This is a genomic window from Mycoplana azooxidifex (genome assembly GCF_014196765.1).
Taxonomy (GTDB): domain Bacteria; phylum Pseudomonadota; class Alphaproteobacteria; order Rhizobiales; family Rhizobiaceae; genus Mycoplana; species Mycoplana azooxidifex.
In genome coordinates this window covers 178,969-192,429 of the sequence record NZ_JACIEE010000001.1, presented here as the reverse complement: position 1 = coordinate 192,429, position 13,461 = coordinate 178,969, and the positions used below count along the sequence as shown (strand labels likewise).

The window sequence follows — 13,461 nt, the reverse complement described above, 5'->3', positions numbered from 1 at the left end:
CCGGGCCTTGAACCCGGTCGGCGAAGGAGAAACGGCCCATGGCCTTTGCAGTAATGACGCTCACCAATGCCGCCGCAGATCGCGTCAAGGCGATCGTGGACAATGCCGGCGGCGACGCCAGGGGCATCCGCGTCGGCATCAAGAAGGGCGGCTGCGCGGGGATGGAGTACTCCGTTGATCTCGTCACCGAGCCGAACGCCAAGGACGATCTCGTCGAGCATGCGGGCGCCCGCGTCTGGGTGGCGCCGGAGGCGGTGCTCTACCTGCTCGGGACGCAGATGGATTTCGAGGTGACGACGCTGCGCTCGGGCTTCACTTTCAACAACCCCAACCAGACATCTGCCTGCGGCTGCGGCGAATCGGTCGAACTGAAGCCCGCCGACCTGGCGGCGCTGGCGGCTGCCGGTGGCGCGACGGTGCGGGTCGGCTGAAGCCGCACAGCACGGACCATGGATATTCTGCCTGAGCTGCAGCGGATATGCGGGCAGCGCGGCGCCATGGTCGAGTTGAACGAGCGCTAGCGAAAAGACCCCATTCATAGCCCTTGACCGCCCGCCGCCGGCGCGCTTTTCTTGCGATATTTCGACGATATCGGGAGGTGGCATCCACCAGCATGCAATCGCCTCGGGACTTTTCCGAATCGCTCTACGAACTCCTGCCCTTCCCGGTCATCGTCACGGATATTGAAGCTGCGCGCTTCTTTCTCAACGAGGCAGGGCGCCGGACGCTCGGATGGGAGGGCAAGGGGGGCGAGCACGAGGCGTTGTCCACGGTGCTGTGCAGTGACGACGTCGCGCAACTGCTGCAGGGCCTTGCCGTCTCCGGCCGCGGCCATAGCCATACTATGCCGTTCTGTCGGGCCGATGGTTCCGAGTTCGAGGCGTCGGCGCATGTGATCGCTCTCGACGGAGCCGATCGGGTAGGCGGCTTTGCGCTGCTGTTGCGAAGCCTGTCCACCGGCGGAAGCCATGGCGAGCAGGTCATGCTCGGCAGCCGGATATATTCCGCGCTGGACAAGATTCCCGAGGGCGTCGTGATCTACGACAACAATGAAAGAGTGGTGGTCTTCAATCGCGCGTTTCGCGAGAGTTGCGGTGCCGCAAAGTATGCCGTGCGCGTCGGCGTCACCCTAGAGAACATCCTCAGGGCCAACGTCAGGGAGGGGATCTACAAGGGCATAGAGGAAGGCACCTCGGAAGCCGAGGCGGTGGTACAGGCCCGCCTGGCCCATCACCGCGAGCAGAGCGGCGCGCCGACGATCTTTGCGACGGGCGACGGGCGCTGGATCCGCTCGGAATGCCACGCGACCGACAGTGGCGAGGTGATCGGGCTGCGAATCGACGTTACCGACCTGAAGGCCATCGAACAGGCGCTCGACGCAAGGCAACGCCAGTACGCGGAACTGCTGCGGCTGCTTCCGGACCAGATCGTGCGCGCCGACAAGGACATGATCATCCGGTTCTGCAATGAACGGTATGCCAGTTTTCGCGGCACGACGCCGGAGACGCTGATCGGGCGCAGCCTGAGGGAGATTGCGGAGGAAGAAAACCAGAGCGCTGCTCTCAGGGCACTCATGCGGATCACGCCGGAGGTTCCAGTCCTGACGGGCGAGTTCAGGATGCCGGATTCAGAGGGTGAGGAACGCTGGATCCTGTGGACTGCGACCGCGACCTTCGAAGGGGCTCGGCCGGTGGAGTTCGTCGCTGTCGGTCGCGACGTGACCGAGGCCAGGCGGCAGCATGAACGTCTGGAGGAACAGGCGCTCGAGTTGCAGCGCAAGAACGAGGCGCTGAACCAGTTCACGGCAACGGTGTCGCACGACCTGAAGGCGCCCATCAGGCACATGGTCTCGTTCGCCGAGATGATCGCCGAGGACGTGCAGCGTGGTGAACTGGACGATCTCGCGATGCATGCCGACTATGTGCGGCAGGCGGCCCGGCGCATGCAACGGTTGGTCGAACGCCTGCTGGAATATGCGCAGATCGCCTACAGGATCCGGCATGTGGAGCCGGTCTCCCTCGACGCCGTCATCGGCGACGCGATGACGGTGCTGGCTGGCCACGTTCGCGAGGCGAACGCCGAGATCGACGTCCTGCCGCTGCCCTCGGTCAAGGGTGATCCAGAACTGCTGCGGCGGCTGATGCAGAACCTGATCGGCAATGCCATCAAGTATCGACATCCCGACCGGGCGCCGCGGGTGCGGATCTATGGCGAGACGACCGCAGACGGCGTGCGGTTCGTCGTCGAGGACGAGGGAATCGGCATCGAGCCCAAACATGCGGAGGTCGTGTTCGGGCTGTTCCAGCGGCTGCACCAGGACGAGAAACAGTATGGCGGCACCGGCATCGGACTGGCGCTGGCCAAGCGGATCGTCGAAAGCCATTCGGGCACCGTTTCGCTCGACACGAGCTACCGCGACGGCGCCCGTTTCGTGGTGACCCTGCCACGGGCCTGATCTCCGTCGTTTCGCCGTTGCGAACCCTGAAACCACCTCACTCCCAATAGAACGGCAGAAGGGCTCACGGCTCCATTGCCGGAGCGGCACCATGCTGTCGAGCAGGCCCGTGACCGCGCCCATCCGGCCCGCCAGCTTCGACATTCGCCGGGTCGAAAATGCATCTGGACAATTTAGCATATTCTATTTTAGAGTGTATCGCTGTTAAATATAAATCCTAGATTGTATAACGGGGAACGCCGCATGAAGCGTCACATCTCGTGCATGCTATTGATTTGGTGCGCGGTCTCGTTGGCGGGATGCGCCAATGTCACCGCAATTCCGGTCACCGAAAGGAACGCCGACACGGTCCAGGGCATCAGGCTGCCGGAGAGAAAGCCGCTGATCGTCGTCATGGGCTCAAACGTCTCCGTCATGTGGGTTTGCAACAACGACCGCTCCGTGGCGCTGCAGTTCGGTGCGTTCCTGGCCAAGCATCATTTCAAGACCAACTTCGACAGCTGCGGGGCGCTGACCGCGGTCGACAGCGAGATGGACAATACGGCGATACCCCTCGCTCTTATTTCATTCTTCCAGAAGCTGGCCGAAGACCGATTGCCGTCGGGTGCAGCAGCGTCCAGCCCGGTCATCAGCAGTTCGGCTTCTGGCAGGGTGCCGTTCCAGGTCTTTGATGTTCGCTTTTCTCCTGACGACAACGTGAGCCTGGTGCCGCTGGTGCATGCCAAGGACCTTCTGCTGATCCCGGTTGCCAGCAGCGGTGCGAGCGGCGGGGGCGTTGGCGGAAAATTTGAGAGTGTTCCCGAAAACAAGTCTGGGACGGGCAGCAGCCCTCCGCCAACGATCAAGTGACGGGAACCGGAGGGGATGGCCAAGGGTCGTATATCCGCGCGCTGGCTGAGCAGGACGGCCTCTGCGGTCTCGGACGTCGCTGCCGACATATGCCAGCTCCCGAACGTCTCGCACGTCACGCTGGGACGAAAATGCAAGGGTGGTGTGCCGACCAGCCAGCGCGCGCTCATCACCTATGTGTACCGGAAGCATGCCGTCGGCAGGGCCTACGAGGTCCCGCCGTCGGTCAGGGTGCAGTCGCGCGAACTGGCGACGGATGTCGTCGAGCTTCCGAGCGCCCCGCGCCTTCTCGGCGTGCGGGGCGGCGATCTGATCTACACGTCGAGCGAATTCGGGACCGGCTGCATCGCGTTCCGGAAGGACGGAACCGGCTTCATTGCAACCAATGCCCATGTGGTCGGCGACGTCCGGACCCGGCGCCTGGACGCCTCGCTCGCGGTTCAGGAACCGGCGACGGCGAAGAATTTCCCCTTGGGGCCGGTCCGGTACATAAGCCAGTTTCCGGAGGGCGCCATCACCAATGAGGACCTTGCAGTCGTGGAAGTCCCCGGTCTCGTTGTGGACGATTGGTTCATCTACGGCGAAGCGAGCCCTATTTCCGCCTTCAGCGGCTTCGCCTCCCATCTCGATGAGACATACTGGTACTCGACCCGGGGTGCGCGCGTCACCTGCGTGAGACCGGAGCCGCTGCCTGCCAATCAATCGGTGCCGATGCTGGTCGACGGACATTGGTACCGCTACACCGGCTTCTGGGGGCTTCGTGCGGTTCGTGGCGCGGTTACACCCGGTCATTCCGGGGCTATCCTGTGCCGGGGCGAAGGCGCCAGTATCGTCGCGTGCGGCATCCTGTTCGGCGGCGCGCCGCCCGATTATGCCTATGTATTTCCCCTGCAGCCCAGGCTGAACAACGTCATCGCGGCGCTTTGACGGGGGAATTAGGTTGGGGATCCCACGGCGTCCCCCCCCCCCGGGTGACGCCTGACCGGGTCGTTGTGCCGGCGTCCCAAGGCGAGGCGCCGGCACGGGTTCCAGGGGCTACTCCGCCGCCTCAGCGTAGTCCTCCAGGGGCGGGCAGGAGCAGACGAGGTTGCGGTCGCCGTAGACGTTGTCGACGCGGTTTACGGGCGACCAGTACTTGTCGACGCGGAAGGCGCCGGGCGGGTAGCAGGCCTGCTCGCGGCTGTAGGGGCGGTCCCATTCGCCGACCAGGTCTTCCACCGTGTGCGGGGCGTTCTTCAGCGGGTTGTTGACCTTGTCCATCCGGCCTTCCTCGATGGCGCGGGCCTCCTCGCGGATCGCCAGCATCGCCTCGCAGAAGCGGTCGAGTTCGGCCTTCGTCTCCGATTCGGTCGGCTCGATCATCAGCGTGCCCGCCACCGGCCAGCTCATGGTCGGCGCGTGAAAGCCGCAGTCGATCAGCCGCTTGGCGACGTCGTCCACCGTTACGCCGGCGCTGTCGACCAACGGGCGCGTGTCGATGATGCACTCGTGAGCCACGCGGCCCTTGGCGGACTTGTAGAGCACGTCGTAGGCGCCCTTCAGGCGGGCCGCGATGTAGTTGGCGTTGAGGATCGCCACCTTCGTCGCCTGTGTCAGGCCTTCGCCGCCCATCATCAGGCAGTAGCTCCAGGAGATCGGCAGGATCGAGGCCGAGCCGAAAGGAGCGGCCGAAACGGCGCCGGCTTCCGCCGTGCGTGGATCCTTCGGCAGGAAGGGTGCCAGGTGCGCCTTGACGCCGATCGGGCCCATGCCGGGACCGCCGCCGCCATGGGGGATGCAGAAGGTCTTGTGCAGGTTCAGGTGGCTGACGTCGGAGCCGATGTCGCCGGGGCGGGCGAGGCCGACCATGGCGTTCATGTTGGCGCCGTCGAGATAGACTTGGCCGCCGTGCTCGTGGACGATCTCGCAGACCTCGCGCACGTTCTCCTCGAACACCCCGTGGGTCGAGGGATAGGTGATCATGCAGCACGAGAGGTTTTCGCCGTACTGCTCTGCCTTCGCACGGAAATCGTCCATGTCGATGTCGCCGTTGTCGCTCGCCTTGACGACCACGACCTTCATGCCCGCCATCTGCGCGGAAGCCGGGTTGGTGCCGTGGGCGGAGGTCGGGATCAGGCAGACGTCGCGGTGCGGATTGCCGTTGGCGATGTGGTAGTCGCGAATGGTCAGCAGGCCCGCGTATTCGCCCTGGGCACCGGAGTTCGGTTGCATCGAGACGGCGTCGTAGCCGGTGACGGCGCAGAGCTTGGCGGAAAGGTCGTCGATCACTTCCTTGTAGCCTTCCGCCTGGTCGGCAGGCACGAAGGGATGGATCTCGGCGAATTCCGGCCAGGTGATCGGCAGCATCTCGGCGGTCGCGTTCAGCTTCATCGTGCAGGAGCCGAGCGGGATCATCGAGCGGTCGAGCGCCAGGTCACGGTCGGCCAGCCTGCGGATATAGCGCGTCATCTCGCTTTCGGCGCGGTTCATGTGGAAGATCGGATGCGTCAGGTAGGCACTGGTGCGCAACATCTTCTCGGGAAGGCGGTAGTCGGGCTCGAAATCCGAAACCTTGAAGTCGCCGCCGAAGGCCCGCCACACGGCTTCCAGCGTCACCGGGCGCGAGCGCTCGTCGAGGCTGATGCCGATCCGGTCCTCGCCGATCTTGCGCAGGTTGACCTCCTCGGCGACCGCCGTCCTGAGGATGATGCCCTGCAGCTTGCCGACATGGACGGTGATCGTGTCGAAGAACACGTCGGGCTCGACGGTATAGCCGAGTTTCTCCAGACCCTTGGCCGTCAGCACGGCCTTGCGATGAACCTGCTGGGCGATTGCCTTGATGCCCTGCGGGCCGTGGAAGACGGCATACATCGACGCCATGACGGCGAGCAGCACCTGCGCGGTGCAGATGTTCGACGTCGCCTTTTCGCGGCGAATGTGCTGTTCGCGGGTCTGCAGCGACAGGCGGTAGGCGCGGTTGCCGCGCGCATCGACGGAGACGCCGACGAGGCGGCCCGGCATGTTGCGCTTGTAGGCGTCCTTGACCGCCATGTAGGCGGCGTGCGGGCCGCCATAGCCGACGGGCACGCCGAAGCGCTGGGTGCTGCCGACGGCGATGTCGGCGTCCATGTCGCCGGGCGACTTCAGGAGCGCCAACGCCAGCGGATCGGCGGCGACGACGGCGATCGCGCCATCGGCATGCAGGCCGGCGATGGCGTCGGTGAAGTCGTGCACGTGGCCGTAGGTGCCGGGATACTGGAAGATCGCGCCGAAGACCTCGGCGGCGACCAGGTCCTTCATGGGATCGCCGACCCTGATCGTCCAGCCGAGCGGCTCGGAACGGGTCTTGAGCAGCGCGATCGTCTGCGGGTGGCAGTTCTCGTCGACGAAGAAGGTGGTGGCCTTCGACTTCGACACGCGTTCGGCCATCGCCATCGCTTCGGCTGCGGCGGTCGCCTCGTCGAGCAGCGAGGCGTTGGCGATGTCGAGGCCGGTCAGGTCGCAGACCATGGTCTGGTAGTTGAGCAGCGCCTCGAGCCGGCCCTGGCTGATTTCTGGCTGGTAGGGCGTGTAGGCCGTGTACCAGGCGGGGTTTTCCAGGATGTTGCGCTGGATCACCGGCGGGGTGATGGTGCCGTAATAGCCCTGGCCGATCAGGGAAACGAGCTTCCGGTTCCGGTTGGCCGTCTCGCGCAGCTTGTCGAGCGCCTCGCGCTCCGACATCGGCGCACCCCACTGAAGCGGCGTCTTCTGGCGGATCGACTGCGGCACGGTGTCGTCGATCAGCGCATCGAGGCTGTCATAGCCGACCACCTTCAGCATCGCCTCCATCTCGGCCGGCGAGGGGCCGATGTGGCGACGGTTGGCAAAGTCGTAGGGCTGGTAGTCGGTGAAGGTGAAGTCCTTGGGCAGGTTCATCAGCCGACGAGCTCCTTGTAGGCGGCTTCGTCCAGCAGCGCATCGGCGTCGGCCTTGTTGTTAAGCTTCAGCTTGAAGAACCAGCCGGCGCCCTGCGGGTCGCTGTTGACGAGGGACGGATCGTCGACGATCGCCTGGTTGACCTCGACGATCTCGCCGTCGAGCGGGCAGTAGACGTCGGAGGCGGCCTTGACGCTCTCGACGGTCGCGGCATCGCCGCCCTTGAAAGAGGTGCCGCCCACTTCGGGCAGTTCGACGAAGACGAGGTCGCCGAGCTGTTCGGCGGCGTGCGTGGTGATGCCGACGGTGGCGACATCGCCATCGATCTTGAGCCATTCGTGTTCTGCGGTGAATTTCAACATTTTTGTTCCTCTCTGGAAGATTCAGAAACTGTGCGAGTGCCCGTCATCCTCTGCCGGGGCCTTTCCCCGCTTGCGGGGAGAAGGTGGCGGCAGCCGGGTGAGGGGCAGCGGTCAACATGGTTCAGCGCTTGAAGGTATTGGCGACGAAGGGCAGGGCGGTCACGGTGACGGGCAGGTACTTGCCGCGGACCTCGGCGAACAGCGGGGTCCCCGGGGCTGCGAGCGCGACCGGCACGTAGCCCATGGCGACGGGGGCCTCGATGCTGGGGCCGAAGCCGCCGGAGGTGACGTGGCCGACTTCGGTCTTGCCCTCGGCATCGGCATAGAGCCTGGCCGGAGGGCGGACCGGGGCCTTGCCCTCGACCTTGAGGCCGACACGGCGGCGGGCGGCACCGGAAGCGAACTGGCCGAGGATGGCTTCAGCGCCCGGGAAGCCGCCTTCGCGTTCTCCACCGGTGCGTCGAACCTTCTGGATCGCCCATTCGAGGGCGGCCTCGACCGGGGTCGTGGTCGTGTCGATGTCGTTGCCGTAGAGGCAGAGACCTGCCTCGAGCCGCAGCGAATCGCGCGCGCCGAGCCCGATCGGCATCACGTCCGGATGATCGAGCAGATGGCGACAGACCTTTTCCGCCCTGTCGGCGGGGATGGAGATCTCGAAGCCGTCCTCGCCGGTGTAGCCGGAGCGGGAGACGATGCAGTCGGCGTCGTGCAGGTCGCAGGCGCGCACGTCCATGAAGCGCATGCCGGCGATGTCGGCCCAGAGTTCCGCCAGCACCGATTGCGCGTGCGGTCCCTGCAGGGCGATGAGCGCGCGGTCGGTGAGCATCGTCAGCTCACAGGTGTCGCCGATATGCTTTTCGAGGTGGGCGAGATCCGCATCCTTGCACGCGGCGTTGACGACGACGAAGAAGTGGTCGCCGAGGTTGGCGATCATCAGGTCGTCGAGGATGCCGCCGTCCCCGGCGGTGAACAGCGCGTAGCGCTGGCGTCCCTCGGGCAGGCCCGCGACGTCTACGGGCACGAGGCGCTCGAGCGCCAGCGCCGCATCGGCGTTGTCGCCGGAGCGGGCGCGCACGATCACCTGGCCCATGTGGGAGACGTCGAAGAGACCGGCAGCCGTGCGGGTATGCAGGTGCTCCTTCATCACGCCTGCGGGAAACTGCACCGGCATCTCATAGCCCGCAAACGGCACCATGCGCGCGCCGAGCGAAACGTTGAGGTCGTGCAAGGGTGTCTTCTTGAGGTCAGACGAAACGTCCAAGGTGCCCCTCCAGTCCTGTGGCGCTCGCGCGCCGGCCCATCACTGGCGCTTTCGCGCCGCTTTCATGAGCCCCCTCTGTCCTTGTCGCCTGAGATTGTTATCCCTTCGGCGGGCGCGTGAACGCCACTCTCCAGAGTCCTGTCGGCACCTTGCTGGTCCTTTTGCCTGAGAGTTTCCGGGGGCGGTTGCTCCTTCGGCACCGGTTCGAAACCGGTTTCTCCCAGCGAGGTCTTCGCCACATAAATGCGTCGGCCGGAATTTGGCAAGAGCGAAGCGTCGCGGCTGAACAAATATTTGTCGCCTGCCGTCATGTCGTCCATTCCACCGGCCCAAACGAAAAAGGCTCCCGCAAACGCGGGAGCCCTCGATAGTGGCATGGCGGACGGCCGTGGTCCGGGTCAGTCCTCGCGCGAGGGCATGCCCTCGGGGGCTGCGACCAGATCACCCTCGCCGCCGTTTTCGGCATAAGAACGTGCCGCCGCCCCGAAGGTCGTATCGGTCTGGCGCTCCATCGTCAGCAGCGCGAGTGCCAGGGCCGGCGGCTGCACGACGGTCAGGAAACCGCGGAGCTGGAAATTGTCGCCGATCCGGGCAGCATCCGCCCATGCCTCGATCTTCTGTTCGAAGAGCGTGGTCGGCCGGGTGGTCGCCTTGTATGCCTGCGAGGCATAGGCGGCGGTTGCGGGGGATACGGTTACGATCTGCGCCATGTCGTCTTTTGCAATTTCTGGTTTCCAACAGTCTCTTGTTAACACAATCGACTTGCGCAAAATGTAACGCGGGCAGTTCGTTTTTAATCGAATTTTAGTGTTTCGTCGGGTGTGCGTTGGTCGCGCCGGGCAAAATCCTACGTGCCTCTTGCGTCGCGGAGGCGATCTCCGCCATAAGACCGCACATGACGGCCGGGCCCGGCCGGCTGGACAATCGCCGCTTGTTGCGGCGCGCGGAGTGAGCCGATGAAACCGATATTCGTGCAACTGCAATGCGCTCCCGGCAAGACCTACGAGGTCGCCGATGCACTCTACGCCACCGAACTGATCTCCGAACTCTATTCCACCAGCGGCGAATACGACCTGCTCCTGAAGGTCTATGTCGAGGCCGAGGAGGATATCGGCAAGTTCATCAACGACCACATCGCCTCGATCCCCGGCATCGTCCGTTCGCTGACCACGCTGACCTTCCGGGCATTCTGACCCGCGCCCCTGCAACTTCCCCTTTGCCGGGACATGCGCTAAAGCACGGCCCAAAGAGAGAAGGCGAAGATGGCAGGTATCGAACACAGGCAGGTGGACCACGACGAGGCGGGCATGCGGCTCGACCGCTGGTTCAAGGTCCACTATCCGGGGCTCGGCTTCGGCCAGCTTCAGAAATTGCTGCGCTCGGGCCAGGTGCGCGTCGATGGCGGCCGCGCCAAGACCGACATGCGCGTGCAGCCGGGCCAGACCGTGCGCATCCCGCCGATGAACGTGGACGCGAAGGAAACCAAGTCCGGCCCGATCGGCGGCCGCGACCTGAAGCATTCTCCCGATGGCGAGCTTTTGTCGCGCATGCTTCTGCACGAGGACGACAAGGTGTTTGTGCTGAACAAGCCGGCCGGCATCGCCGTGCAGGGCGGCTCCGGCGTGACCAGGCATATCGACAAGATGCTGGAGGCCTGGACCAGCCCGAAGGGCGAGAAGCCGCGCCTCGTCCACCGTCTCGACCGCGACACGTCCGGCGTGCTCGTGATCGCCCGCACGCGCGGCGCGGCGCAGAAGCTGACGGCCGCTTTCCGCGAGCGCGACACGAAGAAGACCTACTGGGCGATCGTCAAGGGTGTGCCGCGCAAGCGCGACGACAAGGTCTCCACCTGGCTCGTCAAGGAGCAGACGCCTGACGGCGACCGCATGCGCATCGCCAGGCACGGCGAAGACGGCGCCGATCACGCGGTCTCCTACTACCGCGTCGTCGAGCAGGCCGGGCAGAACTTCGCCTGGCTGGAGATGGAGCCCTATACCGGCCGGACCCACCAGCTGCGCGTCCATGCCGCGCATATCGGCCACCCGATCCTTGGTGACCCGAAGTATTTCGATGACGACACCAACTGGACCTTTCCGGGCGGCATACAGAACCGGCTGCACCTGCATGCCCGCCATATCGACATTCCGCACCCTTCCGGCGGACGCCTGCGCGTGACCGCGCCGCTGCCGCAGCACATGGTGCAGACCTGGAACGTCTTCGGTTTCGACCAGCGGGCGGCGGAAGGGGACGAGTGATGCGGCTCGTTCTGTTCGATTGCGACGGCACGCTGGTCGACAGCGCGCATCTGATCCACGAGGTGATGGCGCGTACGTTCGAGGATTTCGGGCATGCACGTCTCGAGCTTGCCGCCACCAAGAGCATCATCGGCCTGACCCTCGACATCGCCATTGCCCGGCTGCGGGGCAAGGCGCATGTGGACGAGGAGGCGCTGGCGATGACGGCGCGCTACAAGGAGATCTTCATGGGCGTGCGGGCGGAGCCGGGCTACCAGGAGCCGCTGTTTCCGGGGATCGAGCCGCTGATACGCCGGCTCGAGCGTGAGGGCGACATGCTGATCGGCGCGGTGACGGGCAAATCCCGGCGCGGGCTCGATGCGATCCGGGTGACGCACGGTCTGGAGAAGACCTTCCTCGTTTCGCGCACAGCCGACGACTGCCCGTCCAAGCCGCATCCGGCCATGGTCAGCGAATGTTGCACCGAGACCGGCATCGATGCGGCCCGGACGGTTGTCATCGGCGATGCGATCTACGATATGCAGATGGCCAAGGCGGCCGGCGCGCGAGCCGTCGGTGTCGCCTGGGGCTATGCCAGCGTGCCCGAACTCGTCGAGGCGGGAGCGGACCATATTCTCAGGGAGCCGGCCGAACTGCTTCAATGGCTGGAACTTGCCGATGCGTGACATTCTCACAGATCTTTCCGATGCCATGAGCGATCCCGATCCGGTACGCCGGGCGCAGATCCAGATGAAGCGGCCGCTGCCGAAGCGGTTCTACAAGGACGTCTCGATCGGCGAGGGCGAGGGCGGTTTGACCGTCCTGCTCGATGGCCGTCCCGTCCGCACCCCGGCCAAGCGGCCGCTCGCCGTGGCCTCGGCAGGCCTCGCCGAACGGCTGAGGGCCGAATGGGACGCGCAGGCAGACGTGATCGACCCGGCAAAGATGCCGGTGACGCGCCTCGTCAACACCGCACTCGACGGCGTCGCCGACAATGCGGATGCGGTCCTGGACGAGATCGTCCGCTTCGCCGGCACCGACATGATCTGCTACCGGGCCGACAGTCCGGAACGGCTGGTGGCGATCCAGCAGGAGGCATGGGATCCGGTGCTCGAATGGGCGGCGGGTGCGCTCGGCGCGCGCTTCATCCTGGCGGAAGGCGTCATCCACCAAGAGCAGCCGTCGCAGGCGATAGCAGCCTTTGCCGCCGCGCTGGAAAAATTCCGCTCGCCGCTCGAACTCTCCTGCATCCACACGGTCACCACGCTGACCGGTTCGGCCATCCTGGCGCTCGCCTTCGCCCATGGCCGGCTGGACGCCGAGACTGTCTGGAAACTCGCCCATGTCGATGAGGACTGGCAGATCGAGCAGTGGGGCACGGACGAGGAGGCGTTCCGGCGCCGGGAACTGCGCCGGCAGGAGCTCGAGGTCGCAGCCGCGGTATTCGGCGACGCGACCGCGCACTAAGGCACGCGGCGTCCTCAGGCCGTCACATTTACCATGGATTGCATCACGGGGTTGCCCCGGCGCTCCGGTTCGTGTCATGGCGATGGCATGGGCCGGGCCGATTCGGTTTCCCGGCAACTATTGAATTACGGATGCAATTTCATGCTGATGACCTTTCTCCGCGTGCCGCTCGTCGCACTTGCGATGGCGGCGATGTGCCTTGCCGCCCAGGCCGGGACGCTCAAGGATATCCGCAAGGTTTCGGTTGCCGGCGACGGTTCGGTCTCAAAGGACGTGGTGGCGTTGACGGGCCAGCAGCTGAAACGCTCGGCTCGGTCGACACGGCGGCCGGTGGCGCTGCCGAAGGTGGCGATGGAAGTGCATCTCGCCAATGAGATCCGCGGCGCAGGCGCACAGGCCGGCCGCAACTCGGCAGAGGTGACCGTGCTGCTTCGCGGCGGGTCGGGGGCGCCGGTCGAAAGCCAGCGCTTCACCGTCAACAGCTTCATGACGGGCAAGGCGGCCGACAGGGCGCTTGCCAACGCGATCTCGCAACGCATCGCCGTGACCTACAGCCTGGCGCCGGTGAGGGCCGTATCCGCCGGATCGCGGGGGAGCGCGAAGGCTTATCGGAAGCAGCAGCCCGCAGCCCGTCAGAAAACGGCCCCACAGGCGGCAGAACAGGCTTCCGGCCCGGCAGCCGATCCGGTGATCATCCCGAGCGAAGCCGCGCTGACAGTCAAGCCGCGCGTGCGCAAGCCGAAGACGGAAGCCAGCGCCGCGAAGACGCCCGCGCCCTGCGTGGTCACGGCGACCACGAGCTGCAACTGACGATTCTGTGATTCGCACAGGGTGCAACAGGCGAGCCTGTTGCACCATCCCTGGTATGTTGCGGCCGGATCGACATCCCGACCAATGCGAACTTGATTGCAGGGCCGGCGAGGCGCGATAATCCCG

At 65.2% G+C, this 13,461-nt stretch carries 13 protein-coding genes and 1 riboswitch; of the genes, 9 read left to right on the top strand and 4 right to left on the bottom strand.

Features of this window, described 5'->3' with window-relative positions; translation table 11 throughout:
- Positions 1–38: 38 nt before the first annotated feature.
- From sufA to GGQ64_RS00930, 4 genes are all read left to right on the top strand, one after another.
- The gene (gene sufA / locus GGQ64_RS00945) at positions 39–431 is read left to right on the top strand and encodes a Fe-S cluster assembly scaffold SufA (RefSeq protein ID WP_183797941.1); all 393 of its coding nucleotides are present in this window, start codon (positions 39–41) and stop codon (positions 429–431) included.
- A gap of 182 nt (positions 432–613) precedes the next feature.
- Positions 614–2,455: an ATP-binding protein gene (locus GGQ64_RS00940; RefSeq protein WP_183797939.1), complete on the top strand. Its 1,842-nt coding sequence runs from the start codon at positions 614–616 to the stop codon at positions 2,453–2,455.
- Between the two features lie 243 nt (positions 2,456–2,698).
- Positions 2,699–3,304 (top strand): hypothetical protein, encoded by a 606-nt coding sequence (locus tag GGQ64_RS00935; protein WP_183797937.1) that lies wholly within the window; start codon positions 2,699–2,701, stop codon positions 3,302–3,304.
- 15 nt (positions 3,305–3,319) lie between these two features.
- Positions 3,320–4,231, top strand: a complete 912-nt coding sequence (locus tag GGQ64_RS00930; RefSeq protein WP_183797935.1) for a hypothetical protein — start codon at positions 3,320–3,322, stop codon at positions 4,229–4,231.
- A 108-nt stretch (positions 4,232–4,339) separates the two neighbouring features.
- Here GGQ64_RS00930 and gcvP read toward each other — a convergent pair whose 3' ends face one another.
- From gcvP to GGQ64_RS00910, 4 genes are all read right to left on the bottom strand, one after another.
- Entirely contained in the window at positions 4,340–7,201 is a 2,862-nt protein-coding gene (gcvP, locus tag GGQ64_RS00925; RefSeq protein WP_183797933.1) for an aminomethyl-transferring glycine dehydrogenase, read from the bottom strand.
- Positions 7,201–7,563, bottom strand: a complete 363-nt coding sequence (gene gcvH / locus GGQ64_RS00920) for a glycine cleavage system protein GcvH (protein ID WP_183797931.1) — start codon at positions 7,561–7,563, stop codon at positions 7,201–7,203. Before gcvH ends, gcvP begins: the two co-directional genes overlap by 1 nt.
- A 121-nt stretch (positions 7,564–7,684) precedes the next feature.
- Positions 7,685–8,824: a glycine cleavage system aminomethyltransferase GcvT gene (gene gcvT, locus GGQ64_RS00915; protein WP_183797929.1), complete on the bottom strand. Its 1,140-nt coding sequence runs from the start codon at positions 8,822–8,824 to the stop codon at positions 7,685–7,687.
- 143 nt (positions 8,825–8,967) lie between these two features.
- Positions 8,968–9,057, bottom strand: a riboswitch (glycine riboswitch).
- Between the two features lie 165 nt (positions 9,058–9,222).
- Positions 9,223–9,534: a hypothetical protein gene (locus tag GGQ64_RS00910; protein ID WP_183797927.1), complete on the bottom strand. Its 312-nt coding sequence runs from the start codon at positions 9,532–9,534 to the stop codon at positions 9,223–9,225.
- Positions 9,535–9,780: 246 nt separating this feature from the next.
- On the opposite strand from GGQ64_RS00910, the gene GGQ64_RS00905 reads away from it, so the two are divergent.
- The 5 genes from GGQ64_RS00905 (at position 9,781) to GGQ64_RS00885 (ending at position 13,335) form a co-directional block, all read left to right on the top strand.
- Positions 9,781–10,017 (top strand): Lrp/AsnC ligand binding domain-containing protein, encoded by a 237-nt coding sequence (locus tag GGQ64_RS00905; RefSeq protein WP_183797925.1) that lies wholly within the window; start codon positions 9,781–9,783, stop codon positions 10,015–10,017.
- A 69-nt stretch (positions 10,018–10,086) separates the two neighbouring features.
- Positions 10,087–11,079 carry an RluA family pseudouridine synthase gene (locus GGQ64_RS00900; RefSeq protein WP_183797923.1) on the top strand — a complete coding sequence of 331 codons (993 nt, stop codon included), beginning with the start codon at positions 10,087–10,089 and terminating at the stop codon, positions 11,077–11,079.
- Entirely contained in the window at positions 11,079–11,744 is a 666-nt protein-coding gene (locus GGQ64_RS00895) for an HAD-IA family hydrolase (protein WP_183797921.1), read from the top strand. The genes GGQ64_RS00900 and GGQ64_RS00895 overlap by 1 nt, the downstream gene beginning before the upstream one ends.
- Positions 11,737–12,525 carry an ATP12 family chaperone protein gene (locus GGQ64_RS00890; protein WP_183797919.1) on the top strand — a complete coding sequence of 263 codons (789 nt, stop codon included), beginning with the start codon at positions 11,737–11,739 and terminating at the stop codon, positions 12,523–12,525. The genes GGQ64_RS00895 and GGQ64_RS00890 overlap by 8 nt, the downstream gene beginning before the upstream one ends.
- Before the next feature lie 141 nt (positions 12,526–12,666).
- A complete protein-coding gene (locus tag GGQ64_RS00885) occupies positions 12,667–13,335 on the top strand; it encodes a hypothetical protein (protein WP_183797917.1) in 669 nt (222 codons plus the stop codon).
- Positions 13,336–13,461: the final 126 nt, after the last annotated feature.